The sequence below is a fragment of the Palleronia abyssalis genome, from assembly GCF_900302445.1.
GTDB classification, from domain to species: Bacteria; Pseudomonadota; Alphaproteobacteria; order Rhodobacterales; family Rhodobacteraceae; genus Palleronia; species Palleronia abyssalis.
In genome coordinates this window covers 101,430-126,724 of record NZ_ONZF01000007.1, presented here as the reverse complement: position 1 = coordinate 126,724, position 25,295 = coordinate 101,430, and the positions used below count along the sequence as shown (strand labels likewise).

Annotated in this window: 34 protein-coding genes and 1 tRNA gene; 17 read left to right on the top strand and 18 right to left on the bottom strand. The window is 65.9% G+C overall.

Going from position 1 to position 25,295, the window contains the following annotated elements; all coding sequences use genetic code 11:
• Nucleotides 1-2 precede the first annotated feature (2 nt).
• From PAA8504_RS14860 to hemE, 4 genes are all read right to left on the bottom strand, one after another.
• A complete protein-coding gene (locus PAA8504_RS14860; RefSeq protein WP_108894974.1) occupies nucleotides 3-887 on the bottom strand; it encodes a cation diffusion facilitator family transporter in 885 nt (294 codons plus the stop codon).
• 102 nt (nucleotides 888-989) lie between these two features.
• Nucleotides 990-1,514 (bottom strand): redoxin domain-containing protein, encoded by a 525-nt coding sequence (locus PAA8504_RS14855; RefSeq protein ID WP_108894973.1) that lies wholly within the window; start codon nucleotides 1,512-1,514, stop codon nucleotides 990-992.
• A gap of 87 nt (nucleotides 1,515-1,601) precedes the next feature.
• A complete protein-coding gene (locus PAA8504_RS14850) occupies nucleotides 1,602-2,225 on the bottom strand; it encodes a hypothetical protein (protein ID WP_108894972.1) in 624 nt (207 codons plus the stop codon).
• Nucleotides 2,226-2,276: 51 nt separating this feature from the next.
• Nucleotides 2,277-3,305 (bottom strand): uroporphyrinogen decarboxylase, encoded by a 1,029-nt coding sequence (gene hemE / locus PAA8504_RS14845; RefSeq protein WP_108894971.1) that lies wholly within the window; start codon nucleotides 3,303-3,305, stop codon nucleotides 2,277-2,279.
• A 99-nt stretch (nucleotides 3,306-3,404) separates the two neighbouring features.
• On the opposite strand from hemE, the gene hemC reads away from it, so the two are divergent.
• Nucleotides 3,405-4,343 (top strand): hydroxymethylbilane synthase, encoded by a 939-nt coding sequence (gene hemC, locus PAA8504_RS14840; protein WP_108894970.1) that lies wholly within the window; start codon nucleotides 3,405-3,407, stop codon nucleotides 4,341-4,343.
• A gap of 3 nt (nucleotides 4,344-4,346) precedes the next feature.
• Here the strand turns inward: hemC and PAA8504_RS14835 are convergent, their stop codons facing one another.
• The 3 genes from PAA8504_RS14835 to PAA8504_RS14825 all read right to left on the bottom strand — a co-directional run bounded on the left by PAA8504_RS14835 (nucleotide 4,347) and on the right by PAA8504_RS14825 (nucleotide 6,535).
• On the bottom strand, nucleotides 4,347-5,096 hold the full coding sequence (locus PAA8504_RS14835) for a BglII/BstYI family type II restriction endonuclease (RefSeq protein ID WP_108894969.1): 750 nt from the start codon (nucleotides 5,094-5,096) through the stop codon (nucleotides 4,347-4,349).
• Nucleotides 5,096-5,728, bottom strand: coding sequence for an MT-A70 family methyltransferase (locus PAA8504_RS14830; protein ID WP_108895036.1), 633 nt, complete (start codon nucleotides 5,726-5,728; stop codon nucleotides 5,096-5,098). The genes PAA8504_RS14835 and PAA8504_RS14830 overlap by 1 nt, the downstream gene beginning before the upstream one ends.
• Nucleotides 5,729-5,806: 78 nt before the next feature.
• Complete coding sequence (locus PAA8504_RS14825) at nucleotides 5,807-6,535, bottom strand: response regulator (RefSeq protein WP_108894968.1); 729 nt, start codon at nucleotides 6,533-6,535, stop codon at nucleotides 5,807-5,809.
• 128 nt (nucleotides 6,536-6,663) lie between these two features.
• Between PAA8504_RS14825 and mce the strand changes: the two genes are divergently transcribed.
• Entirely contained in the window at nucleotides 6,664-7,068 is a 405-nt protein-coding gene (gene mce, locus PAA8504_RS14820; RefSeq protein ID WP_108894967.1) for a methylmalonyl-CoA epimerase, read from the top strand.
• 1 nt (nucleotide 7,069) lies between these two features.
• A complete protein-coding gene (locus PAA8504_RS14815) occupies nucleotides 7,070-7,369 on the top strand; it encodes a DUF1467 family protein (protein ID WP_108894966.1) in 300 nt (99 codons plus the stop codon).
• On the opposite strand, the gene PAA8504_RS14810 is transcribed toward PAA8504_RS14815, so the two are convergent.
• Nucleotides 7,302-8,027: an EI24 domain-containing protein gene (locus PAA8504_RS14810; RefSeq protein ID WP_108894965.1), complete on the bottom strand. Its 726-nt coding sequence runs from the start codon at nucleotides 8,025-8,027 to the stop codon at nucleotides 7,302-7,304. The two genes, PAA8504_RS14815 and PAA8504_RS14810, sit on opposite strands and share 68 nt — an antisense overlap.
• A complete protein-coding gene (locus PAA8504_RS14805) occupies nucleotides 8,024-8,602 on the bottom strand; it encodes a nitroreductase family protein (RefSeq protein ID WP_108894964.1) in 579 nt (192 codons plus the stop codon). Before PAA8504_RS14805 ends, PAA8504_RS14810 begins: the two co-directional genes overlap by 4 nt.
• Before the next feature lie 129 nt (nucleotides 8,603-8,731).
• On the opposite strand from PAA8504_RS14805, the gene PAA8504_RS14800 reads away from it, so the two are divergent.
• Entirely contained in the window at nucleotides 8,732-8,980 is a 249-nt protein-coding gene (locus PAA8504_RS14800) for a DUF167 domain-containing protein (protein ID WP_108894963.1), read from the top strand.
• Here the strand turns inward: PAA8504_RS14800 and PAA8504_RS14795 are convergent.
• Nucleotides 8,975-9,211: a DUF8831 family protein gene (locus PAA8504_RS14795; protein ID WP_108894962.1), complete on the bottom strand. Its 237-nt coding sequence runs from the start codon at nucleotides 9,209-9,211 to the stop codon at nucleotides 8,975-8,977. The genes PAA8504_RS14800 and PAA8504_RS14795 overlap by 6 nt on opposite strands.
• A 109-nt stretch (nucleotides 9,212-9,320) precedes the next feature.
• Between PAA8504_RS14795 and PAA8504_RS14790 the strand changes: the two genes are divergently transcribed.
• Nucleotides 9,321-10,025, top strand: coding sequence for a M48 family metalloprotease (locus tag PAA8504_RS14790; protein WP_108894961.1), 705 nt, complete (start codon nucleotides 9,321-9,323; stop codon nucleotides 10,023-10,025).
• Between the two features lie 142 nt (nucleotides 10,026-10,167).
• Nucleotides 10,168-10,419 carry a DUF6455 family protein gene (locus PAA8504_RS14785; protein WP_108894960.1) on the top strand — a complete coding sequence of 84 codons (252 nt, stop codon included), beginning with the start codon at nucleotides 10,168-10,170 and terminating at the stop codon, nucleotides 10,417-10,419.
• On the opposite strand, the gene rimO is transcribed toward PAA8504_RS14785, so the two are convergent.
• Entirely contained in the window at nucleotides 10,420-11,802 is a 1,383-nt protein-coding gene (gene rimO, locus PAA8504_RS14780; protein WP_108895035.1) for a 30S ribosomal protein S12 methylthiotransferase RimO, read from the bottom strand.
• A gap of 118 nt (nucleotides 11,803-11,920) precedes the next feature.
• Here rimO and PAA8504_RS14775 point away from each other — a divergent pair, with 118 nt between their 5' ends.
• Both PAA8504_RS14775 and PAA8504_RS14770 read left to right on the top strand, forming a co-directional pair.
• On the top strand, nucleotides 11,921-12,406 hold the full coding sequence (locus tag PAA8504_RS14775) for a lytic transglycosylase domain-containing protein (RefSeq protein WP_108894959.1): 486 nt from the start codon (nucleotides 11,921-11,923) through the stop codon (nucleotides 12,404-12,406).
• Nucleotides 12,407-12,461: 55 nt separating this feature from the next.
• Nucleotides 12,462-13,640, top strand: coding sequence for a mechanosensitive ion channel family protein (locus PAA8504_RS14770; RefSeq protein WP_108894958.1), 1,179 nt, complete (start codon nucleotides 12,462-12,464; stop codon nucleotides 13,638-13,640).
• Nucleotides 13,641-13,667: 27 nt separating this feature from the next.
• Here the strand turns inward: PAA8504_RS14770 and PAA8504_RS14765 are convergent.
• Nucleotides 13,668-13,744: transfer RNA gene (locus PAA8504_RS14765), tRNA-Met, on the bottom strand.
• A gap of 161 nt (nucleotides 13,745-13,905) precedes the next feature.
• On the opposite strand from PAA8504_RS14765, the gene PAA8504_RS22540 reads away from it, so the two are divergent.
• The 3 genes from PAA8504_RS22540 to PAA8504_RS14755 all read left to right on the top strand — a co-directional run bounded on the left by PAA8504_RS22540 (nucleotide 13,906) and on the right by PAA8504_RS14755 (nucleotide 15,634).
• A complete protein-coding gene (locus PAA8504_RS22540) occupies nucleotides 13,906-14,106 on the top strand; it encodes an NUDIX domain-containing protein (protein WP_245897651.1) in 201 nt (66 codons plus the stop codon).
• A gap of 54 nt (nucleotides 14,107-14,160) precedes the next feature.
• Complete coding sequence (locus PAA8504_RS22535) at nucleotides 14,161-14,325, top strand: NUDIX hydrolase (protein WP_245897650.1); 165 nt, start codon at nucleotides 14,161-14,163, stop codon at nucleotides 14,323-14,325.
• A 100-nt stretch (nucleotides 14,326-14,425) separates the two neighbouring features.
• The gene (locus tag PAA8504_RS14755) at nucleotides 14,426-15,634 is read left to right on the top strand and encodes an MFS transporter (RefSeq protein ID WP_306419533.1); all 1,209 of its coding nucleotides are present in this window, start codon (nucleotides 14,426-14,428) and stop codon (nucleotides 15,632-15,634) included.
• A 128-nt stretch (nucleotides 15,635-15,762) separates the two neighbouring features.
• Here PAA8504_RS14755 and PAA8504_RS14750 read toward each other — a convergent pair whose 3' ends face one another.
• The 4 genes from PAA8504_RS14750 to PAA8504_RS14735 form a co-directional block, all read right to left on the bottom strand.
• The gene (locus PAA8504_RS14750; RefSeq protein WP_108894956.1) at nucleotides 15,763-16,239 is read right to left on the bottom strand and encodes a DUF6505 family protein; all 477 of its coding nucleotides are present in this window, start codon (nucleotides 16,237-16,239) and stop codon (nucleotides 15,763-15,765) included.
• A complete protein-coding gene (locus PAA8504_RS14745; protein WP_108894955.1) occupies nucleotides 16,239-17,303 on the bottom strand; it encodes an Mrp/NBP35 family ATP-binding protein in 1,065 nt (354 codons plus the stop codon). Before PAA8504_RS14745 ends, PAA8504_RS14750 begins: the two co-directional genes overlap by 1 nt.
• Nucleotides 17,300-17,503, bottom strand: coding sequence for a DUF6494 family protein (locus tag PAA8504_RS14740; RefSeq protein ID WP_108895034.1), 204 nt, complete (start codon nucleotides 17,501-17,503; stop codon nucleotides 17,300-17,302). Before PAA8504_RS14740 ends, PAA8504_RS14745 begins: the two co-directional genes overlap by 4 nt.
• 96 nt (nucleotides 17,504-17,599) lie before the next feature.
• The gene (locus tag PAA8504_RS14735; RefSeq protein WP_108894954.1) at nucleotides 17,600-19,576 is read right to left on the bottom strand and encodes a 4Fe-4S binding protein; all 1,977 of its coding nucleotides are present in this window, start codon (nucleotides 19,574-19,576) and stop codon (nucleotides 17,600-17,602) included.
• A gap of 137 nt (nucleotides 19,577-19,713) precedes the next feature.
• Between PAA8504_RS14735 and PAA8504_RS14730 the strand changes: the two genes are divergently transcribed.
• Nucleotides 19,714-20,220: a DUF3306 domain-containing protein gene (locus PAA8504_RS14730; protein ID WP_108894953.1), complete on the top strand. Its 507-nt coding sequence runs from the start codon at nucleotides 19,714-19,716 to the stop codon at nucleotides 20,218-20,220.
• Complete coding sequence (locus PAA8504_RS14725; protein ID WP_245897649.1) at nucleotides 20,217-20,816, top strand: TorD/DmsD family molecular chaperone; 600 nt, start codon at nucleotides 20,217-20,219, stop codon at nucleotides 20,814-20,816. Before PAA8504_RS14730 ends, PAA8504_RS14725 begins: the two co-directional genes overlap by 4 nt.
• A gap of 16 nt (nucleotides 20,817-20,832) precedes the next feature.
• Here PAA8504_RS14725 and PAA8504_RS14720 read toward each other — a convergent pair whose 3' ends face one another.
• Together PAA8504_RS14720 and PAA8504_RS14715 are read right to left on the bottom strand one after the other, a co-directional pair.
• Nucleotides 20,833-21,522: an endonuclease/exonuclease/phosphatase family protein gene (locus PAA8504_RS14720; protein WP_245897648.1), complete on the bottom strand. Its 690-nt coding sequence runs from the start codon at nucleotides 21,520-21,522 to the stop codon at nucleotides 20,833-20,835.
• Entirely contained in the window at nucleotides 21,519-22,949 is a 1,431-nt protein-coding gene (locus tag PAA8504_RS14715) for a phospholipase D-like domain-containing protein (RefSeq protein ID WP_181375810.1), read from the bottom strand. The genes PAA8504_RS14720 and PAA8504_RS14715 overlap by 4 nt, the downstream gene beginning before the upstream one ends.
• Before the next feature lie 130 nt (nucleotides 22,950-23,079).
• Between PAA8504_RS14715 and secE the strand changes: the two genes are divergently transcribed.
• The 4 genes from secE to rplA all read left to right on the top strand — a co-directional run bounded on the left by secE (nucleotide 23,080) and on the right by rplA (nucleotide 25,184).
• Entirely contained in the window at nucleotides 23,080-23,280 is a 201-nt protein-coding gene (secE, locus tag PAA8504_RS14710) for a preprotein translocase subunit SecE (protein WP_108894951.1), read from the top strand.
• Nucleotides 23,281-23,411: 131 nt separating this feature from the next.
• Nucleotides 23,412-23,945 (top strand): transcription termination/antitermination protein NusG, encoded by a 534-nt coding sequence (nusG, locus tag PAA8504_RS14705; protein ID WP_108894950.1) that lies wholly within the window; start codon nucleotides 23,412-23,414, stop codon nucleotides 23,943-23,945.
• A gap of 112 nt (nucleotides 23,946-24,057) precedes the next feature.
• Complete coding sequence (gene rplK, locus PAA8504_RS14700) at nucleotides 24,058-24,483, top strand: 50S ribosomal protein L11 (RefSeq protein ID WP_108894949.1); 426 nt, start codon at nucleotides 24,058-24,060, stop codon at nucleotides 24,481-24,483.
• Nucleotides 24,483-25,184 (top strand): 50S ribosomal protein L1, encoded by a 702-nt coding sequence (gene rplA, locus PAA8504_RS14695; protein WP_108894948.1) that lies wholly within the window; start codon nucleotides 24,483-24,485, stop codon nucleotides 25,182-25,184. The genes rplK and rplA overlap by 1 nt, the downstream gene beginning before the upstream one ends.
• The last annotated feature ends 111 nt before the right edge of the window (nucleotides 25,185-25,295 follow it).

The following is a 25,295-nucleotide window of genomic DNA, read 5'->3' as shown; positions in this document are numbered from 1 at the left end:
GCTCAGGCGCAGCCCCCGCCCTGTGCCTCGACCTCCAGCGTTGAATGCGGGATGCCGAATCGATCTTGCAGAAGCAATTTCGCGCGCGCACAGATCTCCGGCCCGGAGGAAACATCGCAGACAACCAGGTGCGCCTCGACCGAGGCGCGGCTTTCGTCGATCTGCCAGAGGTGGACGTGGTGGACATCCTCGACCCCTGCCACGCCGGACAGGGCCTTCCGAACTTCTTCGGTGTCGGGGGTGCCCGGGGCGCCCAGCATCAGAAGGCGGATCACGGGGGGCAGTTCCGACCCCGCATGCCACAGGATGTATCCCGCGATCAGAAGCGTGACGATGGGGTCCACCAGCCGCCAGTCATAGAGGATGATCAGCGTACCCGCGACGATGACGGCCACGCTGCCCAAGGCGTCGGCGAGGTTGTGCAGATAGGCCGCGCGGATGTTCATCGACCCCTTCGCCATGCGCACGGTCAGAAGCACCGTGACCACGTCCACGACCAGCGCCAGCGCCGCCAGGATCACGACGATCCAGCCATCCACCTGCGGCGGGGCGAACAGACGCTCGATCCCTTCGTAGATCAGGTAAAGGCCGATGACGATCAGGGTCGTCAGGTTGACCAGCGCGGCTACGACCTCGGCCCGGCCATATCCGAACGTCATGGTGTCGTCGGCGGGGCGGCGCGCAATCCGGCGGGCGGCGAAGGCGATCACAAGAGACAGCGCATCGCTGAGGTTGTGGATCGCATCGGCGATCAGGGCGATCGATCCCGACAGCAGGCCGCCCACGAATTGCGCGACGGTCAGTGCCAGATTGACGCCGACCGCCCAGGCGACGCGGGCATCGCCGGCATCGGGATCGACATGATGATGGTGGTGATCGTGAGGCATGGCCGAAAGCTAGTGCGGAACCGCGCCCGGCCAGCCCGATACGCAAAACGGCGCCGCACTTGGCGTGCGGCGCCGCTCCCCGCCCGAGGGAGGAAGGGTGTCTTAGGCCGCTTTGCGGCCGCGGGCGGGGTATTCCTTTTCCTTGATCATGTCGACGCGACCCAGCAGCGCCTCCAGATCGGGGCGCGCGAAGGGTGCGCTGGAGATGTTGGCCAGATAGAGCCGCCCGTCGGGGCGCACCCAGAAGACCGCAGGCTCGGCGAAGGTGCCCTTCTCGCTGTCCTGGATGGGCTCGGACAGGTACAGGCCCCAGTCGCGCGCCTGTTCCTCGGTCAGGCCGTATCCCATCGGGATCGGGTCGAGGCTCCAGTCCTCGTGTGCCTGTCGCGCACGCTCTTCGCTGTCCATCGAGACGTGGATAGTCTCGATCCCCTTTGACAGGAACTCGTCGTAAAGTTCGCGCATCTTGGACAGGTACTGCTTGCAGATGGGGCAATGCAGCCCGCGATAGACGATGATCTGCGTGAACGCGTCGGGCGACTGATCCTTCAGCTTCCATTCGGTGCCGATGATCAGCTTGACGTCAAGATCGGGTGCGGTCTGGTCCGGCATGGGGGTGGTGGGCATGGGATGCTCCTCTCCGGTGCGTGTCTGTTGCCTGTCCAGCGCGGGCAAAGCGCAGTTGTTCCCGGGCGTGGCAGGGTGACGCGCCCGCTAAAGCTCGGCCGCCAGTTCGGATTCCAGACGTTTGCGGATCCGGCGCCGCGACAGCCAGTTGCGCATCTGCTCGGTCGAGACCTTTTCGGGATGAAAGATGATCTCGTCTTCTCGACGGATCACGTGATACATCTTCCGTCCGGCAGAAATCGCCGCTGAATGCCCCGTTGCCGCCACGACGGTCAGCGTCAGCCGTTCGATCTGATCCGTGTCCAGAGCCTCTGCCGCGTGAAGCTTGATCCGGGTCAGCATGCTTTCGAAGCTGCCGGCGTCAAGATAGTCGCCCGACCCAAGCGGCCCTTCGTTCGTCGCGGCATCGGGGGATTCCAGAGAATCGCTGCCGATGTGATCGTTCTGGGTGATGTAGGCAGTGATCGTCTTGTCGCCGCACTGGGCATCCGCGATCAGCGCGGTGATGTATATCGGCTCTGCCCCCATATTCGACACGAACAGGCGCGCCTCGGGGCCTTTGCCGGCACCGCGGCTGACCATGATCATCGGGCGGCGTGTGCGACGGATCCCGACATAGAACAGGTTCAGATACAGAAGCCAGATCACCATCAAAATGCTGCTGGTGATGACCGAAATGACGTTATGATGCTCTGCGATGAACTCGATCATGGGCCGGCAACGGATTTGGGCGGGTGGGGTTCCGCCAAGACCGCCGGCGCATCAGCTTCGAAGCGTCTCCAACATCAGTGCGACGTTGTCTGGATCCGCATCCGGCGTGATCCCGTGGCCCAGGTTGAAAATGTGCGGGCCCTTCGCGAAAGCGGCGCGAATGCGGCGCACCTCGTCCACCAGGTCCTGCCCGCCCTTGACCATATGATGGGGCGCCAGGTTGCCCTGCACGCACCCGTCGACCTGCACATGTGCCGCCGCCCAGTCGGCATCGACCGAATTGTCGATGGCCACGCAATCCGCACCTGTCGCTTTGGCAAATCCGATATAGCCATCGCCTGCCTCACGCGGGAACGCGATGACGGGGATCTCCGGGTGGCGGGCCTTCAGCTCGGACACGATGCGCTGGGCGGGCTTCAGGGCATATTGGTGGAAATCCTGCCCCTTCAGCGATCCGGCCCAACTGTCGAAGACTTTCACCACCTCGGCCCCCGCTTCGATCTGTTGCGACAGGTATTCCACCGTCGCTCCGGTGATCCGGTCCATCAGCCGGTCGAACGCCGCCCGGTTGCCGTCCTTCAGCGCATGGGCCGGCGCTTGATCGGGTGTGCCGCGGCCCGCGACCATGTAGGTCGCCACGGTCCACGGCGCGCCGGCGAAACCGATCAGCGTCACGTCGTCCGGCAATTCACCCGACAGGATCCGCAAGGTCTGATAGATCGGGTTCAATGTCTCGTGGACGGCATCCACGGGCTTCAGCGCGTCGATCTTTTCTTCGGTGTCGATGGGCGACAGGCGCGGCCCCTCGCCGGTGACGAACCACAGATCCGCGCCCAGGGCTTGCGGCACCAGCAGGATGTCGGCGAACAGGATCGCGCCGTCGAAGGCAAACCGGCGGATCGGCTGCAACGTGACCTCGGCGGCCAATTCGGGGTTGTAGCACAGGGACAGGAAATCGCCCGCCTTGGCCCGCGTCGCACGGTATTCCGGCAGATACCGGCCCGCCTGCCGCATCATCCACGCGGGCGGCACGTCCATGACTTCGCCCTTCAGCGCGCGCAACAGTTTCTTCTCGGCCATGCCAATCCCCCATATGCAGTGCCGTTTGGTCCGCCGGGCACGTCCGCGTGTCAACCCTTTCGGTTGCCCCGCCCTTGCGGCCCGGCTACGCATGGCCCCATGCAGATGCCCACCCCCATGACCCCGCTGAAGATCGGCACCCGCGGCTCGCCGCTGGCACTCGCCCAAGCCAACGAGACCCGCGACCGGCTGGCCACGGCCTTCGACTTGCCGGGGGAGGCGTTCACCATCGTCGTCATCAAGACGACCGGGGACCGGATCATCGACCGCCCCCTGAAGGAGATCGGAGGCAAGGGCCTCTTCACCCGCGAGATCGAGGAGGCGTTGCTGTCGGCCGAGATCGACATCGCCGTCCATTCCATGAAGGACATGCCGGTCGAGCAGCCGCACGGCCTGACGTTGGACACCTACCTGCCGCGCGAGGATCCCCGCGACGCCTTCATCGCGCTGGGCGGCGGCACCCTGTCCGCGCTTGAGGAAGGGCGCACCGTCGGAACCTCGTCCTTGCGCCGCAAGGCACAGCTTCTGTACCGCCGGCCTGACCTGAACGTGGTCGAGTTCCGGGGCAACGTGCAGACCCGCCTGCGCAAGCTGGCCGACAACGTGGCCCACGCGACCTTTCTCGCCGTGGCAGGCTTGAACCGGCTGGGCGACGACGACGTGCCCCGTACCCCCATCCCCGAGGACGAGATGCTACCCGCAGTCGCGCAAGGCGCCATCGGGATCGAGCGACGCAAGGACGACGACCGCGTGGCCGAAATGCTGGCTGCCATTCACGACCGCGACACGGGTCTGCGACTGGCGGCCGAACGCGCGTATCTCGCCGCGCTGGACGGCTCGTGCGAGACGCCGATCGCCGGCCTGGCCGAACTTTCGGGTGATACCCTGCGTCTTCGGGGCGAAATCCTGCGCACCGACGGGTCGGAATGTTTGGCGGACGAGATTTCGGGGCTCATCGCGGACGGCCCGAATCTGGGGCAGCAACTGGCTGCGCGTCTTCTGTCGCGCACCACCGAAGACTTCTTCGACTGGAAATAACCCTCAGATCAGGTTGCCGTCCCCGATCCCCACGACCAGTATCGGACATCCCCCGCCACGACCCGCGGCCAGGCGTGACGACAGCTTCGGCAGCCCTGTCGTGCTGGCCCCCATCTTGTCCTTCAGGTACATCGGCGCCCCGGTCCGCCCGCGCTTTTGCACGAAGGTCTGGCCGCGCCGCGTGAACAGCGTCCGCATCTGCGCCGGGTCGTAGCTGCGCTGGGGATCGAAGACTTCCAGCGAGGGCAGGAACCCGGTCACCTGCGTCGACAGATCGCGCGTGACGATGACCCCGCAAGAGATTATGCCAAGATCATAGAACTGCCGGAACGCCAGCAGATCGCGGTCGTAGGTCTGGTCCTTGCTGTTCCACTCGTAATCCAGCGCCACGGCGTTCGACCAATGGTCGATCTTGTGGCCGAACAGATGCTCGCGGTTCTTCCAGGCCAGCACCTCGGTCCGGCCGTGGTTCAGCCGCCAGTGGAACTCAGCCGCAAGCGACACCTCTTCCGAGAACCCTTCGCGCACCGCCAGTTTCCCGAACAGCTCGGTCGGCTCGGATCGGCTGCCGCCGGGCTTGCAGATGTCCAGCATCCGGATCCGGAATCGTCGCAGCACGGCGACCAGCATCGCGTGTTCCTGGGGGGCATTGGCGGCCAGGATCGCGGCCGCGCCGCGGAAGCTGCGGAACCGGTATCGCCCGTGCAGATCAGCGGGGAACAGATCCCTGACCGCCAATTCGGGGTCGAACATTACTCGGCCGCGACGCCCGAATTATAGGCGTAGGTTTTCCAGTCGGGCTTCCAGTCGGCATCGGCCTGATTGCCCCAGACGGTCCAGCCCTCGCGCACGCCACGGCCGAACATCTCCAGGTAAGGCCCCCACGAGCAGCTTTCGATCAGGTCGTATTGCTCGTCCGGTTTGCGCGAATGCTCCCGCTTGCGGGTCTGGAGCATGTTGACCTGACGCCGTCCCGCGGCCTCGGTCCGGACGTTCTTGCCGCGCGTGCCGAACAGCAACAGCTCGGTCACGTTGCGGAAATAGAACCCCACGCCGCGCCCGTCGCTGCCGCCATCCTTGCGCACCTTGTGCCAGACGATGTTCGACTTGTACTCGAACCCCCACGCGGACAGCACCTGCAGCCCCTCGGGCAGCAGCGCATTCGGGACCCACATGTAGCAATGCGCCCGGTCCGCCAGGTGATCGTCGACCGGCAGGGCGCAGATCTCCTCCAGCGTCATGGTGGGATAGCGCGCCAGGCGCTTGTGTTCCGGCGCGACCTTTCCGGTCCGGTTGGTGAACCGCCAGGGCGGATCAGCCAGAACGCAGCCGAAGCGATCCTTGCCCAGAAAATCGGACAGGTCTTGTGCAGGAGTGCTTGTCATTTCCAACATATGGACCGGTCCGGTGCGAAAGTCACGGGTAGAACATTCGCCGAACATAAAGCGGTTCGCGCCGCAACGCTACCCCCGGATCGCGACCTTTCCCGCGGCGCCGACGCGGTTCTGCGCGATGGCAGCCAAGTGGGACAGGTCGGACCGATACGCGCCGCGGTTTTCCAGCGTGCGTTCCAGCTGATTGGCCGCGTCCGCCAATTCGGTGTCGCCCACGAGGCGGCCCAAGCTGCGGGCGAACCCAAGCGCATAGCCCAGTGTCGCTTCGTCCGCATCCGGGTCCAGGAGATGCGAGATCAGCGCAAAATCGCCACGCAGGGCGCTTTGATCGGGATGGACCTCAGTATTCATCACCGGGCGTGGTCCGTTGGGTCTGATCTCGGGGGGAAGCAAGTGCAAGATAGCCGCATGGAAGGCGGCGACCGTTCCGAAGGGCTTGGCGACAAACCCGTCAGCCCCGGCGTCCATGGCCGATTGTTCCAGCCCCGGATCGCCCGAGACCGCCAGGATCACTGCCAGACGCGGTGTCGTCGTCGCAAGCTGGCGAATCAGCCCCAGTCCCGACCCGTCCGGCAGGCCCAGATCGACGATGACCACCGTCGGCCGGTACGAGACAAGGTGCCGCGACGCCGATTTCAGGCAATCCGCGCGCCGGATCCTCGCGCCGCCTTTCATGCACATCAGCCGCATCGCCTCGCCGGCGTGGCGGCTGTCTTCCACGACAAGGATCGTCTGGCCCAGAAGGGGGCGATCGGCGGTTGGTTTTGGGGCGAACTGGTATTCCGAAAGGTCGGTCATGGCATCTGTCCCGTTAACGTTGATCCTTGGTGCCACGCCGAATGCTAACACTGGGTTAACCGCGACGGTGCGCCGCTTGCCGCTGCGTCGGTGGGTCGTTATTCCCACCGCGGAAGAAGGAGGCCCCCATGATCGGACGACTGAACCACGTGGCCATCGCCGTACCCGACCTAGAGGCGGCAGCGGCGCAATATCGCGACACGCTGGGCGCCGACGTGGGCGCACCGCAGGACGAGCCCGATCACGGCGTCACGGTCGTCTTCATCGAATTGCCGAATACAAAGATCGAACTTCTCTATCCGCTGGGCGAGGGGTCGCCGATCCGGGGGTTTCTTGACAAGAACCCGTCGGGCGGCATTCACCACATGTGCTACGAGGTCGAGGATATCCTGGCCGCCCGCGACCGCCTGAAGGCCGACGGCGCGCGCGTCCTGGGTGACGGAGAGCCGAAGATCGGCGCCCATGGCAAGCCCGTGCTGTTCCTGCATCCCAAGGATTTCAACGGCTGCTTGATCGAGCTGGAAGAGGTCTGAGATGGGCCCAACCTCTGCAATCGTCCTCTATGCCGTGGTCTGGTTCATGGTGTTCTTCGTCGTCCTGCCCATCGGCCTGTCGACCCAGGGCGACGAGGGCGAGATCGTGCCGGGCACCCATGCCGGCAGCCCCGCGCGATTCCCGCTGAAGAGGAAGGTGATCCAGACGACAATCTGGGGCACCCTCATCTGGGCAGTGATCGCCGGGGTGATCCTGTCGGGCTGGATCGAGGTCAGGGATTTCGACTGGTTCGACCGGATGCCCCCGCGCGAGGCGGTAGGCGGTGATACAAATGGGTGAACGCCGCCGCGCCCAGTAGCGGCACGGTCAGGTTCACGATGGGCACAGTCAGCGGCACCGCCATGACGCAGCCCGCCGCCCAGATGCGCAAGCTATGGCGCCGCCGCAACTCGGCCGCCGCGGCCCGTCCCAGCCGTCGCGCCGCGATCAGCTGGAAATACTCCCGCCCCAGCAGGAAGCCGTTCAGCGCATAGAAGATCAACGGCGCGAAGGGCGGCAGGATCAGGTAGGCCGCGAAGGCCGCAATATTGGCCAGGATCAGCACGCCCAGGAACCCTGCCCCGTCGCGGATCGATTCGGCCAGGTTCAGACGTGGGGCGGGGGAGAGGTGGGGGTAATGCTTCGCCTCGACCGCGTCGGTCACGTCGTCCAGAAAGAACGACGTGAAGGCCGAGGCGACGGGCACCATCAGGAACACCGACAGGATCAGAAGCCCGAACACTGACACCCCGGACGCGACGTCGTCCAGCCAGCCGATCTGACCGAACCACGGCAGGAAAACTGTATCAGGGAGCAGCCAGTTCAGCCCCCAGACGAAGGCCGCGCCGAAGGCGGCCAGCAGCGCGACCGTCAGACCGATCCCGGTCCAGAGGACCCGCTGGAACGCAGGATCAGCCAGTTGCGCCACCGCGCGGGCGACGTCCCCGAGGAACCTCATTCCGCCCGCCATTCCACCTTTGTGGCCATGTCGGGGCGCGGGCGATCGGGCGGGGCCACGCCCTCGGTTCCGATATGGATGAGACCCGCGACGAACTCGGGCGTCTCCACGCCCAGCCCCTCGCGCAGGAAGCCCTCGTCATGGCTGGCCCACCCGGTAAGCCAGTTCGCCCCCCAGCCCGAAGCCAGAGCCGCGTTCAGAAGGGCCGTGCAGACCGCCCCGGCGGACAGGACCTGTTCGACCTGCGGGATCTTGGGGCTGTCGACGGGGGAACAGACCACCGCAACGGCAAGGCCCGCCTCGCTGTATTGCAGGCGCTGCTTGTCGATCTCCTCGGGCGGGCGGCCCAAAGCTTCGCCACGCGTGCCCACCAGATCGGCCAAACGACGCAGCGCCGCACGTTCCAGCACGATCAGTCGCCATGGCTCGAGCTTGCCGTGATCGGGAGAGCGCAGGGCGGCGGTCAGGATGGGCTCCAGCTGAGCGCGCGCGGGAACCGGGTCGACCAGCGTTTTCGCCGGGCGCGAGCGTCGGGACAGAAGAAAGTTCAGGGCGGCGGGATCGGGATCGGGCATCGTCTCTCCTTCGGGTTTGCCCCTCATGTCGGCCCTTCGCCCCATCCGGTCAACAGATGCGCGCCCCTTCACGGGCCGGGGGCAGATTTTCGGCGCGAAAATCCGACCACGATAGCGTAGGGGTGCCGCATGACCGACCTGTCGCACCTGGCGCAAACTGGCGCACGCTTGTCCCTGCGCGTCACGTCGAACGCCCGTCAGGCAGGCTTGCGGATCGAGGGGGATACGATTCACATCCGCGTGACGGCTCCTCCCGAAAAGGGGAAGGCCAACGCGGCGGTCATGAAGGTGCTATCCAAGGCTCTCGGGGTCCCGAAAACGCGCCTTGCGATCACCGCGGGGACGACGGGACGGGACAAGACCGTGACGATCCTATGACTTGCGGCCGATCTTGTAGACGCCCTCAGGTAGGTCCAGCGCCGCGGCCAGGTCCGAGACCTGCGCAGGCGACAGGGTCACACGCATCACCCGGTCGCTTTGCGCGTCGTATTGCTCCAGCGTGACGCAATCCTCGAAGGCATTGACCGTCACATCCTCCTGCCGGTGGCGGGCGGGGTCGTCGACTAGGGTGATGACCGTGGCGTCGAAATCGTGCTCGATGGTGAACATGGGCGCTCCGTTTCTGGGCAGCCTGCGCCGGATCGTCCCGGTGCGCAACGGCTGGTCGCGGGGATCGCGCCCGCTATGCTAGTGGGGGCGAGCGATGACGGGGGCTTCCATGCGCGCCATTTTTCTTGTCCTTCTTCTGACCCTTACGGGCGGATGCGTCGCGCCGCCGGTCATCGTGGCGACGCCGCGCGCCCCGGCCGCGGCCCCGCAGGTGACGCGCGACCCCAGCCGCGCCGCACAGGATTTCGTGCGCGTGGTCGAGACGGTGATGCCCGTCGCCCGCACGGCCTGTCGCGAGCGGACGCGCGGCGTGCGCTGCGACTATGTCGTAGTCGTCGACGACCGCCCCGGCCTTCCGCCCAACGCGTTCCAGACGCTGGGGCCGGGCGGTCAGCCGGTGGTCGGCTTCACGCTGCCGCTGATCCTTCTGGCGCGCAACGTGGACGAGCTAGCCTTCATTCTGAGTCACGAGGCCGCGCACCATATCGAGGGGCACATCGCCCGCGGTCAGGCCTCGGCCCGGACAGGCGCATTCGTCGCGGGTGCGCTTGTCGCGGCTGGCGGCGGCAGCCCGGTGGCGGTGCGTCAGGCGCAGGATGCGGGCGCCTTCTACGGCGCGCGCCGCTATGCCCAAGGGTTCGAGCTCGAGGCGGATGCGTTGGGGGCCTTGCTTGCGCTGCGCGCCGGGTACGATCCCGTGCGGGGCGTCATGTTCTTTCAGGATGCGCCCGACCCTGGCAACCAGTTCCTGGGCACGCACCCGCCCAACGCGCAGCGGATCCAGACGGTCCGGCAGGTGGTTCAGGGATATTGAGCGAAGGGCGAGGGGCGCGGCCCCTCGCGCTCCCCGGGGTATTTTCCCAAGGATGAAGGGAAGGGCGGTTTGACATGGGTCAAGGCGCTGCGGCGATTCGGCTGGAAGGCTGGGGCATGTCGCACGCCAAGGAGGACACCCCATGACCGCCGACCCGCATTTTCGCCTTGTCCGAGAGATGACGGAGGCCGTCGGGATCGACCGGCGTCATCTGGACCCGGAGGACCTTTCGGACATCGTGCATCGGTGCCGGGATTGCACGCATGTCGGGGCTTGCAGGTCCTGGCTTGCGGACGCTTTCCACGATGCCCGCCATGCGCCGGAGTTCTGCGTGAACAAGACGCGACTCGACCGGATCAGGGATGCCGAGATCGCGGCCACCCTGACGGAGTGATCAGCCGACCAGGCGCCCCCAGAGGTCATATTCGCCCGCCTCGTCGACCTCGACCGTGACGATCTGGCCGGGGGTCAGGCCTTCGTGTCCCTCGTCGATATAGAGGTGGCCGTCGATTTCGGGCGCGTCGCCCTTGGTGCGGCAGGTGGCGGCGTCATCCTCGACCAAGTCGACGATGACATCGAGGCGCGTGCCGACCTTGGCTTCCAGCTTGGCCTCGGAGATTGCCTGCGCCTTCTCCATGAAGCGCTCCCACCGGTCCTGCTTGACCTCGGCGGGGACGTGGTCGGGCAGGGCGTTCGACCGTGCGCCAGCCACGTTCTCGTACTGGAAGCACCCGATCCGGTCGAGCTGCGCCTCGTCGAGCCAGTCGAGCAGGGTTTGGAACTCGGCCTCGGTCTCGCCCGGATAGCCGACGATGAAGGTCGAGCGCAGGGTCAGGTCGGGGCAGGCGGCACGCCAAGCGGCGATCTCGTCCAGCGTCCGCGCGGCGGCGGCGGGGCGGGCCATGCGCTTCAGCACGTCCGGATGCGCGTGCTGGAACGGTATGTCGAGATACGGCAGCACGCCCCCCTCGGCCATCATCGGCACCAGCTCGCGCACATGGGGGTAGGGATAGACGTAGTGCATCCGCACCCATGCGCCGAGCTGCCCCAGCTCGCGCGCTAGCCCCAGGATCGGCGCCTTTTCGGGGCGGTCGGCCCAGTCGGTGCCGTAGGCGCTGGTATCCTGGCTGATGACCAGGAGTTCGCCCACCCCGGCCTCGACCAGCTTTTCCGCCTCGCGCAGCACCGCCTTCATCGGGCGCGACTGAAGACGCCCGCGCATATCGGGGATGATGCAGAACTTGCACTTGTGGTTACAGCCCTCGGAGATCTTGAGATAGCTGTAATGCCGGGGCGTCAGGCTGATCCCGCGGGCTGGCAGAAGGTCGATGAACGGATCGGGCGCGGGCGGGACGGCGGCGTGGACGGCGTCGAGCACACGCTCATACTGGTGCGGCCCGGTAACGGCCAGGACCTTGGGGTGCGCGCCGGTGATGTACTCGGGCTCGGCGCCCAGGCAGCCGGTGACGATGACGCGGCCGTTTGCGTTTAGCGCCTCGCCGATGGCGTCGAGGCTTTCCGCCTTTGCCGAATCGAGGAAGCCGCAGGTGTTTACGATCACCGCGTCCGCTCCGTCGTAATCGGGCGAGATGCCGTAGCCCTCGGCCCGCAGTCGGGTCAGGATGCGTTCGCTGTCCACCAGAGCCTTGGGACAGCCCAGCGACACCATGCCGATGGTGGGTTGCCCCGCGCGCCGGTCGGGGGCGGCGGTGTCGAGGTCGCGCGACAGGCGGGCGTTGGCGAGATCCGGGCGGAGGGACGGGGGGTTCTGGGACATGCGCGCGGCCATAGCGCATCCGGGCGCCGCCGGGAAGCGTCCGCGCCGGCGATCCCCCGCCTATGACGCACCCGTGAGGCTTGCCCGCGCCCCCCCGCCCACGGCAAGACTTTGCCCCATGAGACCCATCGCCCTGATCCTGCTGTGCCTGTCCCTCGCTGCCTGCGGTGCCCCCCGCCCCGAGGTTACGCGCGCCATCGCCACTGCCGACCTCAACCCCGGCGAATCGCCACAGATGCGCGGGCTGGTGAACAAATGGGCGGCGATCCACGGCATCCCGGCCTCTCTGCTGCACCGCGTGATCCAGCGCGAGAGCGACTATCGCCCCGGCGCGCGGAACGGGCCCTATTGGGGGCTGATGCAGATCCTGCCGCAGACCGCGCGCACCATGGGTCATGCCGGACCGCCCTCCACGCTCCTCGATCCCGAGACCAACCTGAACTACGCGGGCCGCTACTTGAAAGGCGCCTGGATGGTGTCGGACGGGGACGAGCATGCGGCGATGATGTGGTACGCCCGCGGGTATTATTACGAGGCGAAGAACAAGTGCCTTCTGGTGGAAACCGGCCTCAACCACCGCGAAACCGCACGCCACTGCCGTTGACGCCGCCCCCGATCCGCTAGGTTTCACGCCGCAACGCGGAAAATGGGGCAATGACGTGACCTTCGATCAACTGATCCAGACAGATGCCGCCCAGCTCTTGATCCTGGCGCTGGCGGTGCTTGCGGCCGTGCTGCTGCACCGGCTGATCTGGCGCCCGCTGGCGCTGTGGCTGGCGCGCAGGGAGGGGCTGATGTGGCGCATGGCCTCTCGCCTGCGCCGGCCCCTGCGTTTGACCCTGGTCGTGATCGCCCTGGCCATCACGATTCCCGCGCTTAGCCTGCCGGGCACTTGGGTCGAACGCACCGAGCATTTCGCCGCCGCCGCGATCATCGTCGTGATCGGCTGGACCGTGCTGATCGTGACCAACTACATGACCGAGCGCGGCATCTCACGCACCTCGCTGGAGGAAGAGGATTACAACGCCCGCTCGCACGCGACGCAGCTGCGTGTCCTGCAGAAGGTCGCGCAGATCATGATCGTGCTGATCACCGCGGGATTCGTGCTGTTCACCTTCGAAAGCGTGCGCAGCTACGGCGTCTCGCTGTTCGCCTCTGCGGGTGCGGCCGGTCTGGTTCTGGGCTTTGCCGCGCGGCCTGTTCTGGCCAACCTCATCGCGGGCATCCAGATCGCGATGACCCAGCCCATTCGCCTGAATGACGTCGTCATCGTCGAAAACGAATGGGGCGTGATCGAGGAAATCCGCGCCACCTACGTGATCATCCGGATCTGGGACCTGCGCCGTCTGGTCGTGCCGTTGTCGTACTTCATCGAAAAACCGTTCCAGAACTGGACCCGCGACAGTTCGACCATCATCGGCTCGGCGATCTGGCACCTGGACTATACCGCGCCGCTGGGGGCCATGCGCCACAAGCTTCACGAGATCCTCGAAGGATCCGAGCTGTGGGACGGCAATGTCTGCGTGTTGCAGGTCGTCGACACCAACCAGGATTCCGTTCAGGTCCGCGCCTTGATGAGCGCGCGCAACGCCCCCCGCACCTGGGACCTGCGTTGCGAAGTGCGCGAGAAGATGGTCGTCTGGCTTCAGGAACACTATCCCGGCGCGTTGCCCCGCGTCCGGGCCGAGATGCACGCCTCGGTGCGCGACACGACCGAACGCCGCGCCCCTGCGCCTGCCCCGGATCAGGAGTTCGAGGAAAAAGGGCTGTCAGGTCTTCAGGACTTCGACACGCCCGACACAGGGCCGGGGGACGACCAGGGGCCCCGGAAGGGCTGACCACCGCATCGGATCGAAGGGAAAGATTGGTAGCGTGGGGCGGACTTGAACCGCCGACCCCAGCATTATGAGTGCTGTGCTCTAACCAGCTGAGCTACCACGCCACTACCGGGTGCGCAGGTATCCCTGCCGGCGCGAGGTGTCAAGCGGTCCGAACCGCATTTGGCGACGCGGAGGCCGAACCGGGCCGACCCCGCTTGTCCGCACTCTGCCAAGTCCCTATCCCCATCGGATGACCGTATGGCGCCCCTCCCAGACGATCCGGTTGAAAGCCCTCGGCCTGCATTGGCGCAAGGGCTGGCTGCTGGCCGCCGAAATCCGCGACGATGCCGGGCGCGTCAAAGGCGTGCGCCCCCTCGGCGGCACGGTCGAGTTCGGCGAAACGGCCGAGGCCGCGGTCCGGCGGGAATTCCACGAGGAACTCGGCGTCACCGTCATCCCCCTCGGGCCGCCCGTCTTCATGTAAAACATCTTCACGCATGAAGGCACCACCGGGCACGAGGTCCTGGCGATCTTCAAAGTGGCCTTCGACCCCGATCCCGTCGAGGGGGTCGAGCGCATCACCTTCCGTGAAGACAACGGCATGACCTGCTTTGCCGAATGGGTCGATCCCTCGGGGCTGGATCGCCCCGGCGGGCTTCCGCTTTTCCCCAGCGGGCTGAAGGCGCATCTGCGTCGGACGTAGGGGCGGTTCGCTTCCGCGCGCGCCCCGGTGATCGGCCCCCCCCCCCCCACACACGCCCGGGCCAAATCGCCGCGGCAGGAACCGGGACCGGGGCTGTTCCATTTCCCCAAGGAAGGAGGGCGCCCCCATCACTTTCTTTCGCAGCCTATCCGTCGCGGGCTTCGCGGCAACGGCCATCAGTTTCGGCCCCGGTCGCATGGGGTTCGGCCTGTTCGTGCCCGAGTTCCGGTCGGCCTTCTCGATGTCGTCGTCGGCGGTGGGGATCGTCTCCAGCATCGGGTTCGCGGGCTTCTTCATCGGTCTTCTGATCGCGCAGTTCTTCCTTAACCGCCGGGGGCCGGAATTTCCGGTGCTGTCGGGCCTAGCGGCTGCGACGGTCGGGCTGGGAATCGTGGCCCTCGCCCCCGGGGTGTTCGTCCTTGCGATCGGGGTGTTCCTGGCCGCCTCCAGCGCGGGCTTCGCCTGGACCCCGTTCAACGACGCGGTGCACCGAAAGGTACGGGACGTCGACCGGGCAACGGCCCTGTCCGAAATCAGCAGCGGCACGGCCATCGGAATCGCCGCGGCAGGGGGTGTTGCGTTGGCGATGGTCTTGGCCGGTTTCGGGTGGCGCATCTGCTGGGGGGCCTTTGCCGGCGCAAGCGCCGTGGCGCTGATCGTGAACTGGGCTGCCCTGCGTCAGGTGGACAAATCCCCCGACGATCCCCCCAAGAAGGGCTGGCGCGACCTGCTTCAACGCTGCGCGATCCCCCTGTTCGGCGTGGCCTTTGTCTATGGCACTACGTCGGCCATCTACATCTCGTTCGCCGCGGACCGGTTCGCCGAGGAAGGTGTCCCGGGGATGCCCGGTGGATCGGCGGCGCCGCTGGTCTTCATCTTCTACGGTTTGTTCGGCCTCTCGGGCCTGCTGACGGACCGGGTGCGGAATGCGATCGGCCTGACCTGGCTGTTGCGGGCGCTTCTTGTTATCGGGGCCACGTCGCTGGCCCTGGCGGCCTTCGGGTCGGGGCGATGGTCTGGACTCGTCGCATCGGCCGGTCTGCAGGGCGTCAACGTAATGATGACCAGCGCCGTCCTGGCCTTCTGGTCCGAACGCCTGTTCCCCCGTTTCCCGGCGCTTGGCTTCACCGCTACTCTATTGGCCACGGCCGCCGGCAGCGTGCTGGGCCCCATGGTCGCGGGCTGGGTCTCGGGCAGCATGGGCGTGGCGGCGATGTTCTACGGCACGGCCGCGATCCCGCTTGTTACCACGGTCCTGATCTGGTCACGCATCATCACCGAAAAGCCGCTGCAAACGACCGAGGTCTGACCTCGCGGGCGGACCCGACCCGTCGGGCGTATGTCCGACAGATGCCCGACGCTTGTCCGGCCCGCAGCCGACCCAAGGCCGACGCGTGTCCGGCAGATGTCCGGCGGATGTCCGGCGCGTGCGGGACGCTATTCGGTGTCCCCGTGGACCGCGAACTGGCTCAGGTCCGCCTCCGGCGCGGGGATCGAGCGGAAGGTTTCGCGGACCCCCGCATCCGTCATCTCACGGCTGACGGCCAGCAACGTATTCGCGTCATGATCGGCGCAAAGGTCAACCATATCAAGGATTTGCTCGCGCGCGACGGGCATGGCCGAAGCCTCGTCCGGGGCGCCGTAGACTTTCACGAAATGCCGGGCCAGCGATCCGGTCAGCCTCTCGACCTCCCCCGGCTCGATCCGGGCAACGGCTACCAAGGACACCCGGCCGAACGTCTCGACCCCAAGCCAACCGTTGGAGAACGCTTGCTTTTTCTTGCCCTCAAGCTGCGCCTTGCTCCAATCGGCAAAGGCGAATCCGCCCGGAATGCACCATTCCCCGGTGCGCGCGGGCTGCTCGAACACCAGCGTATCGCTCTCGTCCAGATGCACCGCCCGCGCCAGCTGCATCACGCCTCGCCCCGCGCGATCATGCCCTTGGCAATGTCCCTAAACGCTTGAGCTTGCTTGCTTTCCGGTTTTGATACAACGATCGGCGCACCCCCGTCAGCTGCTGTCCGGATGTCCAGATGCAGCGGGATTTCCCCCAATAGCGGCACGCCAAGCTTCTTGGCCTCGGCCGCGACGCCGCCATGCCCGAAGATATGCTCCTCATACCCGCAATTGGTGCAGATATGGGTGCTCATGTTCTCGATCATACCAAGTATGGGGGTCTTGAGCTGCGCGAACATGTCGATCCCCTTGCGCGCGTCCAGCAAGGCCACGTCCTGCGGCGTCGACACGATGATCGCCCCGTCCACCTCGGCCTTCTGTGCCAGGGTCAGCGTCACGTCCCCGGTGCCGGGCGGAAGGTCCACGATCAGGACGTCCAGCCCGCCCCACTGCACCTGCATCAGCATCTGCTGCAACGCGCCCATCAGCATCGGACCCCGCCACACGACAGCCTGTCCCTCGCCCACCATGAGGCCGATGGACATCATTGTAACCCCGTGATTTCGCATGGGAAGTATGGTCTTCCCGTCTGGCGAGGCAGGCCGGCCCGAGACGCCCAGCATCCGCGGCTGCGACGGGCCATAGACGTCGGCATCCAGAAGCCCGACGCGTCGCCCCTCGGCGGCCAGTGCGCAGGCCAGGTTGGCCGAGACGGTGGACTTCCCGACGCCCCCCTTGCCCGAGGCGACGGCCACGATCCGGTCCACCCCCTGCACCTTCTGCGGGGCGTTCGGCTGCGCAGGTTTCTTCTTCTGTCCCAGATCGGGCGGCGCTTTTTCGGAATGCGCGGTCATCACCGCCGACACGGTCGCGGCCCCCAGCGCCTTCACCCGCGCCTCGGCCTCGGCCCGCGTCCGCTCATAGCCTTTCGCCATCTCGCCGGGCACTTCCATGACGAAGCGAACCGCGTCCCCTTCGACGGTCAGGGCCTTCACCCGGCCGGCAGCCACGATGTCCTGCCCCGTCGCGGGATCGGCAATGCCCGCCAGGGCGGCTTGGACGTCTTCCGCAGTCAGACTCATTCGGTGCCTTGCCCTTTGATTTGTCCGGTTATTTCATGCTCCAGCCCAAGCTCCGGGATGGTCAGGACCACCTTCGCGGGATAGCTGCGCCCGGCCGTTTCCGGTCCGGCCTTGCGCATAGCCTCCTCGATCGCCTGCTGCGAGGTGACGCCCACCTGCTTCAGGAACTTGCGCATCGACATGTTGAAATCGTCGCTCATCAGAACCTCCATCCTATGGGGCGCGACCTAGGGCCGTCGGGCATCCGCCGCAACGTCCCCGGGGTATTTAGAATTTCGGCGCGGCCGCGGACCCGGTCAGGTCCGCTTCCGCCCCTTGCGCCGCTGCGGCAGGACCACGGCGTCCTCCGGCTGGCCATAATCGGCAGACGTCTTCGCCACGGGACGGGGCGGGCCGGACAGCATTCCGTCGTGCATCTGCGACTTCACCCGGCAATCGTCGCACATCCCGATCAGGCGCAGGGCCTGAGGATTGGCGAACATGGCGTGGTTGCCCGACAGTTTCTCGGTGATCCGCTCGATGGTCGATTTGACGCCGAACGGGGTGCCGCATTCGACGCAGTGGAACGGTTCCTCCTCGTTCATCACCGAAGGCGACAGCGCGTCGTCCGAGGTGTTCATCTGCGGCTGCAGCGTAATGGCATCCTCGGGGCAGATATTGGCACACAGCCCGCATTGCAGGCAGGCATCCTCGGTGAACAGAAGCTGGGGCTTGTCCGGGTTGTCCGACAGCGCCCCCGACGGACACAGCGGAACGCAAGCCAGGCACAGCGTGCAGGCGTCCTGGTCCACCAGGATCGCACCATAGGGCGCATGATCTGGCAACGGCGTCAGAACCTCGTCCGACAGTGATTTTGCTGCCATTCGCGCGATCTGGCGCCGCGATCCCATGGGTAGCATGGGCTCGGGCGCGGTGTCGGGCGACGGCCCCAGCGCATCGGGCAGCATGTCGGGATCGGTCACGTCCAGAAGGCGCAGTGCGGCGGGGGTGTCGATGGCGGCGGCCAGTTCGGCCTCTTGCGCCAAGGTCGCCCGGTCGGACCGGGGCGACAGCAGAACGGACACGTCGGCGAAACCGCTGGCCCGGGCGGCCAGCGCCTCGGCATGGCCGAAGGCGGCGACGGCGGGGATCGACAGGGGAATCACATCGGCGGGCAACCCGGCGCCATGGCGGGCCAGAAGGTTGATCAGTTCGCGCCCGTGATCCTCGTCGTGGACCAGCAGCCGGGGCAGGGTGCCCCCCGCATTGCGATAGGCCGAGGCCAGCACCGAGATACGGCGCATCGTGTCCTCGACCGGCGGCGCAGCATAGCTGATCGCACCGGACGGGCACAGCGCCGAACACGCCCCGCAGCCGGCGCAGACATGGGGATCGACGGCCACGTGATCGCCGTCGGGCACGATGGCCCCGGTCGGACAGGCGTCGAGGCAGCGCGTGCAGCCGGTCTGCATGGCGCGCGAATGGGCGCAAAGCTGCGGCGCAAGCGACACGTGAACGGGCTGTTCGAAGGTCCCGACCAGCTTCGACGCCTCCAGCGTCGCATCAAAGACGGCGGCCGGACGCGCGGGATCGGCGCGCAGATAGCCTTCCCGCTTTTCGGGGGCGGGAAACAGCGGCGTGCCGGCGGTCAGGTCCAGGATGATGTCGCAAGCGCTGGTCGCGCCGTCGCGGGGGGCGCTGAACTCGAACGCGCCGCGGCCTCCGGGGATCAGCTGGCGCAATCCGTCGATCATGACCTCGAACTGGCCGAGGGCCCCTTGTGCGCGCCGTATCCGGCCCCGCACGATGTCGAAGGCCCGGGTGTCGGGAAGGGGCGCGTCATCCGTCAGAAGGCAGGTCACGGCAAGCTGCCCGGCTAGACGTTCGGCCGTGGGCAGGGCGATTTCAGCCGCGCCGATGACAAGGCAGGTGCCGCGGCTTTCCACGTCGATCACGCGGGGCGCGGGGCGCGGCATGGCGGCCAGCGTCAGAAGGGCGGCCTGCTTGGGCGTGACGTCGCGGGTGTCTTCGGTCCATCCGGCACGGTCGCGCAGGTCGACGTAAGTCGGCGACTCGACGTCCAGATCCTCGGCCAAGGAGTCGAAGGCTGCGCGTTCCTGCTCGCAGGCGACCGTCACGGGGCCATTCTGCAACGCGTCGGAAACGATCCCTAACTCTCGTCCGCACAGGAAAGTGTGGACCCGGGAACAGGGGCGGTCGGTCGCGTCGCTCAACGCCTCGCGGCCGAGCCGCTGGGAACCGAGGCAATCGCACAGAAGAACGGTATTGGACATCGTTACTCTTTCGAACAGGCGGGGGGACGCTAAGGCCACCGGACCGGAACGACCAGACCCCTCCAAGCAAATTCGCGTGTGGGTTGCCTTTTCCTCGGCGAGGTCGCACCCATCATAGGACGAAAGGGAGGCCGTTCATGCCCGACAGACCCGATTTTTGGTCCCGGCGTCGCCGCGCCGTCGCCGCCGAGGAGGCGCGCGTCAGCGAAGCCGCGCCCGAACGTCTCGCCGAGGATCCCCATGCCGGGATGGACGACGAGTCCTTGTTGAAGATGCTGGGCTTGCCGGACCCCGAAACGCTGACGCCGCATGACGCTGCGGCCTTCATGGCGCGCGAAGTTTCCGGGCAGTTGCGCAAGCGGGCCATGCGGGCGCTGTTCTCGCGTCATCCCGGTCTGTCGCTTCCCGATGGGTTGCTGGACTATGACGACGATTATACGGACGCGGCCGTGAACATGCGCCCGCCGAAGACGGTCTGGACTTCGATTCAGAAGGTCGCCGAAGCGGTGATGGAGCCCGAATCACAGCCCGAGGTTACGGATACACCCGATCCTGAAATCGAGCGCCCGGCCTTCAAGGAGGAGGAGCCTGATCTTCCGACGCCGCGGCGCATGGCGTTCAGCTTCCCGGAGGACACGGTATGACTGAAGACATGACGGCCGTGGCCCCCGAGGATCTCGCGCGGGCTGAACTCTATGGTTTCCTCGCCGCGCTGTTGTCCGCGCCGCCGTCGGACGCGTTCCTGGCCAAGCTGAGGGCGCTTTCCCCGGATGCGGGAACCGCTCCGGGCCGCGCGATCGCACGGATCTCTGAGGCTGCCGCCGAAACGGACGCGGCAGCCTGGGAACGCGAGTTCACGCGGCTTTTCATCGGCCTCGGTCGGGGGGAGCTTCTGCCCTATGCCAGCTATTACACCACCGGCCAACTGAACGACCGCCCGCTGGCGAACCTTCGCCGCGACATGAAGCCCCTGGGCATCGGGCGCGCCCAGAACGTGTCCGAGCCCGAGGACAACATCGCCTCGATCCTCGAGATGATGGCGGGTCTCATCACCGGGGTCTATGGCCGGACCTTCACCCTGGAAGCACAGCGCGGCTTCTTTCAGGCCCATCTCGGGCCGTGGGCCGGCCGGTTCTTCGATGACCTGGAGGAGGCCGAGGAAGCGCATTTGTATGTCGGCGTCGGACAGCTTGGCGCGGCGTTCATGGGGATCGAGAAGGACGCGTTCGACCTGATGTAGAAGGCTCGCAAGCGCCCTACCGCTTCGCGGCCTCGATCTCGGCCCAGACGGGAAGGTGGTCAGAGGCCCGGGACGTGGCTTTGGTGCGGTGGACGCCCATTTTGCCGATCTGCCATTTGGACCCTAGCGCGATCCGGTCGAGATTGGCGACCGGGCGCGTGGTGTGGAAACTGGGGCCGGGGGAATACAGGGCCAGCCCACTCTGGACCAGCGGTTCGACGCCGGTCCGCAGCGACCACTCGTTCATGTCCGCCAAAATCGCGACCTCCGACATGTCGGGGCCAAGGTGCTCGATCAGAAGGTTCATCTGCTTGATCCGGCTTGCACGCGCGAGACCCAGATGTGTCGCGCACAGTGTCAGGTGACCTTCGGGCGTTTCAATCCGGGCGACGAGCGCGCCGCGCGGTTCAAGCCCGAGAAGGTCGAACTGCCGCACGTCGGAGACCGTCCAGCCGGGCCGGACAAGGATCGCGTTGCCGTGCCAGCCCAGATTGGGCCCCACATCCGTTTCCACGGGGACAAGGCCGGTATGTTCCACGGCCTCGCGGGTCAGGGCGGACGCGCGCGATCCGAAGCGGCGATCGGCTTCCTGCATGGCGATGATGTCGGGCGCCACCTCGGCGATGGCACGGGCGACGCGCATGGGCCGCCTGATCCAGTCCAGCCCGACGGCTTTGCGGATGTTGTAAGACGCCAGTCGGATCATAGCTGCGGTGCCATCAGGCGGCTGATCCGGGCCAGAATTCGGCGGCCCGCGGGCTGTTCGGACAGGTCCTTTTCCAGCCGGTAGCTGTTGGAGAAATCACGATTCATCATCTCTTCGACCTCGGTAGCGGCGCTTTCGCTTTCAACGAGGACCGTCAGTTCGAAGTTCAACAGGCCCGACCGGATGTCGAGGTTCACCGACCCAACCGAGACGATGTCGTCGTCAAGCAGCGCGACCTTCTGGTGCGTGAAGGCCGGGGTATAGCGGTAAATCTGTCCGCCCGCCGTGCGCAGATCGTCAAAGTAGGAAAAGGCCGCCCAGTAGGGCAGGTGGTGGTCGACCACGTCCGGGACGAGGATTCGCAGATCGACACCGCGCAGGGCGGCCAGTTGCAGCGCGCTCATCACGTCGGCATCGGGAACGAAGTAGGGTGTCGTGATCCACAGCCTGCGCCGGGCCTGCTGCGCCAGCGCGATGAAATAGAGGCTGCCGGTGTTCAGCTCATCCGTCGGTGCGATAGGCAGGGCCAACGCCTTCGCATCGCCCGCATTGCGCGGCGCGGGGCGGAACATCGGGCGGATGTCGTCGCCCGTTGCCCAGACCCAGTCGGCGGCGAAGCTGCGCTCCAGCTGATCCGCGACGGGCCCGTTGAACTCGGCGAAGGTATCGCGCCATGGACCGATCTTCGATTCGCCTACATACATCTTCGTACAGTTCAGGCCGCCGGTGAACGCCCGGTGTCCATCGACGATTACCAGTTTGCGGTGGTTGCGATAATTCCACTGGAATGGCCCCAGCGCCCGTTTCGGCCCTTTCGGACGGGCCGTCTGCGCGCCGGCTTCCTTCAGCTTGCGCCAATAGCTGAGCGGCAGGCCGAACAGCGGCGGCTCATCATGAAGGAAATAGACCGCGACCCCCGCCCGAGCGCGATCGACAAGCGCATCCTGAATGCGGCGACCGATCCGATCGTCATCCACCTGGTAGAACTGGACGAGCACATAATGCTCGGCACTGCGGATCGCGGCGTCGAGCGCGTCGAACGTGGCATCACCGTCGATCAGCAGCGACATCGAACAGCCCCGTTGCGGGGTGTTGCCCGACAGCTTGGCGAAAACCCCCAGTCGATCATCGGGATTGGCCAAGTCCGTCTGGTGGGTGCCGTCCTCACCGACCTTCGCATCCGAAGCGCGGCGGCGTCGCGCGAACTTGGCGTAGTTGGCATAGCCAAAGATCGCATAGGCCGGGACGCCCACGAAAGGATAGGCGAGGATCAGGACGATCCACCCCACAGACCCTTGCGGCGTGCGCGATGTCTTGATCGCCAGATAGGCCGCCACGATGGCGGGCATGAGGAAGATCAGGCGCAGGACCAAATCTTCCCATTCGAAGATCGCCCCTAGGTCGAGCCCGAATCCGAAATTGACCAAATGCAATGTCCTTTGCGTGTCCCTGTCGTGACCGGATAGTAGGGCATGCCAACGGCCGGTGCACCCGGGGTGACTTGAAACCGGGCGATATGTTCCGTATCTGCCGTTCCATCGACCCGGAGGACGCCCCATGGCCGCCAAGACCAACCCGTTCCAGTTCATCCAGCAGACCCGCGCTGAAATCGCGAAGGTCGTCTGGCCGACGCGGCGCGAGGTCGTTCTGACCACGGTGATGGTGTTCATCCTTGCCTCGTTGACAGCGGTGTTCTTCTTCTTCGTGGATTTCGTCATCCGCCAGGGGCTGGAGTTCCTGCTGACCGCGGTCGGCTGACGTACGAGGCGCCCCTTGATCTTCGGCTGACGGAGGCGTATGGGGCGGGTCCAGATGTGGCGTGCAGCGATGAGTTGCGCGCCCCTTTTTTATCCGGGCGCGCCCCGGTCCAGGACGCGGAGAGAGATTTCATGGCGAAGCGGTGGTATTCGGTCAGCGTGCTGTCGAACTTCGAGAAGAAGATCGCCGAGCAGATTCGCACCGAGGTCGCCGAAAAGGGCCTCGAGGATCAGATCGACGAGGTGCTGGTGCCCACCGAAGAGGTGATCGAGGTCCGGCGCGGCAAGAAGGTCTCGACCGAGCGGCGCTTCATGCCCGGCTACGTACTGGTGCACATGGAGATGTCGGACGAGGGCTATCACCTGATAACGCAGATCAACCGGGTGACCGGTTTCCTGGGGCAACAGGGCCGTCCCATGCCCATGCGCGACGCCGAGGTGGAAGCTATCCTGGGCCGTGTTCAGGAGGGCGAGGAGACGCCGCGGATCGAGATCAGCTTTGAGAGCGGCGAGAAGGTGAAGGTCACCGACGGCCCGTTCGAAGGTTTCGACGGCACCGTTGAGGACGTTGATGAGGCGAACCAGACCCTGAAGGTTTCGGTCTCGATCTTCGGCCGGGCGACGCCGGTCGAACTGGAATACACTCAGGTTTCCAAGGAAATCTGAGCGTTCGACGCGGGAGCTTCCGGCCACGGCCGGGGCGAACCGCGGCATCTGCCCCTTCGGGGGGCGACTGTAGGGGTGGCACAAGCCGCCCGCGAACCGAAAGGAGGCCATCATGGCCAAAAAGAAGATCGGCAGCATGAAGCTGCAAGTGAAGGCGGGGCAGGCCAATCCCTCTCCGCCCGTCGGTCCTGCGCTGGGTCAGCGCGGTATCAACATCATGGAATTCTGCAAGGCGTTCAACGCCCGCACGCAGGAAATGGAGCAGGGCGCGCCCTGTCCCACCGTGATCACCTATTACCAGGACAAATCCTTCACGATGGAAATCAAGACGCCCCCCGCGTCTTATTACCTCAAGAAGGCTGCCAAGGTGACATCCGGTGCCAAGATGCCGTCGCGCGAGACCGTTGGCCAGGTGACCGCCAAGCAGGTCCGTGAGATCGCCGAGGCGAAAATGAAGGATCTGAATGCGAACTCGGTCGAGGACGCGATGCAGATCATCCTGGGCTCCGCCCGCTCCATGGGCATCGAGGTGAAGTAATGGCCAAGCTGACCAAACGCCAGAAAGAGCAGCGCGCCGCCGTCGAGGGTAAGGAAAACCTGACGGTTGAGGATGCGGTTGCGCTGATCAAGTCGAACGCCACGTCGAAATTCGACGAGACGGTCGAGATCGCGATGAACCTCGGGATCGACCCACGTCACGCCGACCAGATGGTGCGCGGCACCGTCACATTGCCTTCGGGCACCGGCAAGACCGTGCGCGTGGCCGTTTTTGCCCGTGGTGGCAAGGCCGATGAAGCTCAGGCCGCCGGGGCCGACATCGTCGGCGCCGAGGACCTGATGGAGCAGGTGCAGAACGGCGAGATCAACTTCGACCGCTGCATCGCGACGCCCGACATGATGCCGATCGTCGGCCGTCTGGGCAAGATCCTGGGCCCCCGCAACCTGATGCCGAACCCCAAGGTCGGCACGGTGACGATGGACGTGAAAGAAGCCGTCGAAGCCGCCAAGGGTGGCCAGGTCCAGTTCCGGGCCGAGAAGGCGGGCGTCGTCCACGCCGGCGTCGGCAAGGCGTCCTTCGATCAGGCCGCGCTTGTCCAGAACATCCGCGCTTTTGTCGAGGCTGTATCGAAAGCGAAACCGGCAGGCGCCAAGGGCACCTACATGAAGTCGGTTGCCCTGTCCTCGACCATGGGTCCGGGCGTCACGGTCGATGTCGTCTCGGCCACCGGCAACGAGTGATCTCGATCCAATTCTGACAACAGGGGCGGGCCTTCGGGACCGCCCCTTTTTCGTGGTGCTTTTGTGACTCTGCGGTCTGGGGCAATTGGCCTATCAGGCAATTGTTCTTGC

Bases quoted from the DNA above. Each gene is read 5' to 3' on its own strand.
- PAA8504_RS14835 (WP_108894969.1), bottom strand. From the start codon at position 5,096: ATGTTCGACCCCGAATTGGCGGTCAGGGATCTGTTCCCCGCTGATCTG.
- rplA (WP_108894948.1), top strand. From the start codon at position 24,483: ATGGCCAAGCTGACCAAACGCCAGAAAGAGCAGCGCGCCGCCGTCGAG.
- PAA8504_RS14855 (WP_108894973.1), bottom strand. From the start codon at position 1,514: ATGCCCACCACCCCCATGCCGGACCAGACCGCACCCGATCTTGACGTC.
- PAA8504_RS14815 (WP_108894966.1), top strand. From the start codon at position 7,070: ATGGGCCCAACCTCTGCAATCGTCCTCTATGCCGTGGTCTGGTTCATG.
- PAA8504_RS14720 (WP_245897648.1), bottom strand. From the start codon at position 21,522: ATGATCCGACTGGCGTCTTACAACATCCGCAAAGCCGTCGGGCTGGAC.
- PAA8504_RS14785 (WP_108894960.1), top strand. From the start codon at position 10,168: ATGACCGCCGACCCGCATTTTCGCCTTGTCCGAGAGATGACGGAGGCC.
- rplK (WP_108894949.1), top strand. From the start codon at position 24,058: ATGGCCAAAAAGAAGATCGGCAGCATGAAGCTGCAAGTGAAGGCGGGG.
- PAA8504_RS14825 (WP_108894968.1), bottom strand. From the start codon at position 6,535: ATGACCGACCTTTCGGAATACCAGTTCGCCCCAAAACCAACCGCCGAT.
- mce (WP_108894967.1), top strand. From the start codon at position 6,664: ATGATCGGACGACTGAACCACGTGGCCATCGCCGTACCCGACCTAGAG.
- PAA8504_RS14735 (WP_108894954.1), bottom strand. From the start codon at position 19,576: ATGTCCAATACCGTTCTTCTGTGCGATTGCCTCGGTTCCCAGCGGCTC.
- PAA8504_RS14805 (WP_108894964.1), bottom strand. From the start codon at position 8,602: ATGCCCGATCCCGATCCCGCCGCCCTGAACTTTCTTCTGTCCCGACGC.
- PAA8504_RS14730 (WP_108894953.1), top strand. From the start codon at position 19,714: ATGCCCGACAGACCCGATTTTTGGTCCCGGCGTCGCCGCGCCGTCGCC.
- hemC (WP_108894970.1), top strand. From the start codon at position 3,405: ATGCAGATGCCCACCCCCATGACCCCGCTGAAGATCGGCACCCGCGGC.
- PAA8504_RS14775 (WP_108894959.1), top strand. From the start codon at position 11,921: ATGAGACCCATCGCCCTGATCCTGCTGTGCCTGTCCCTCGCTGCCTGC.
- PAA8504_RS14745 (WP_108894955.1), bottom strand. From the start codon at position 17,303: ATGAGTCTGACTGCGGAAGACGTCCAAGCCGCCCTGGCGGGCATTGCC.
- PAA8504_RS14795 (WP_108894962.1), bottom strand. From the start codon at position 9,211: ATGTTCACCATCGAGCACGATTTCGACGCCACGGTCATCACCCTAGTC.
- PAA8504_RS14790 (WP_108894961.1), top strand. From the start codon at position 9,321: ATGCGCGCCATTTTTCTTGTCCTTCTTCTGACCCTTACGGGCGGATGC.
- PAA8504_RS14750 (WP_108894956.1), bottom strand. From the start codon at position 16,239: ATGCAGCTGGCGCGGGCGGTGCATCTGGACGAGAGCGATACGCTGGTG.
- PAA8504_RS14800 (WP_108894963.1), top strand. From the start codon at position 8,732: ATGACCGACCTGTCGCACCTGGCGCAAACTGGCGCACGCTTGTCCCTG.
- PAA8504_RS14810 (WP_108894965.1), bottom strand. From the start codon at position 8,027: ATGAGGTTCCTCGGGGACGTCGCCCGCGCGGTGGCGCAACTGGCTGAT.
- rimO (WP_108895035.1), bottom strand. From the start codon at position 11,802: ATGTCCCAGAACCCCCCGTCCCTCCGCCCGGATCTCGCCAACGCCCGC.
- PAA8504_RS14830 (WP_108895036.1), bottom strand. From the start codon at position 5,728: ATGACAAGCACTCCTGCACAAGACCTGTCCGATTTTCTGGGCAAGGAT.
- PAA8504_RS14725 (WP_245897649.1), top strand. From the start codon at position 20,217: ATGACTGAAGACATGACGGCCGTGGCCCCCGAGGATCTCGCGCGGGCT.
- hemE (WP_108894971.1), bottom strand. From the start codon at position 3,305: ATGGCCGAGAAGAAACTGTTGCGCGCGCTGAAGGGCGAAGTCATGGAC.
- PAA8504_RS14850 (WP_108894972.1), bottom strand. From the start codon at position 2,225: ATGATCGAGTTCATCGCAGAGCATCATAACGTCATTTCGGTCATCACC.
- secE (WP_108894951.1), top strand. From the start codon at position 23,080: ATGGCCGCCAAGACCAACCCGTTCCAGTTCATCCAGCAGACCCGCGCT.
- PAA8504_RS14860 (WP_108894974.1), bottom strand. From the start codon at position 887: ATGCCTCACGATCACCACCATCATCATGTCGATCCCGATGCCGGCGAT.
- PAA8504_RS14740 (WP_108895034.1), bottom strand. From the start codon at position 17,503: ATGAGCGACGATTTCAACATGTCGATGCGCAAGTTCCTGAAGCAGGTG.
- nusG (WP_108894950.1), top strand. From the start codon at position 23,412: ATGGCGAAGCGGTGGTATTCGGTCAGCGTGCTGTCGAACTTCGAGAAG.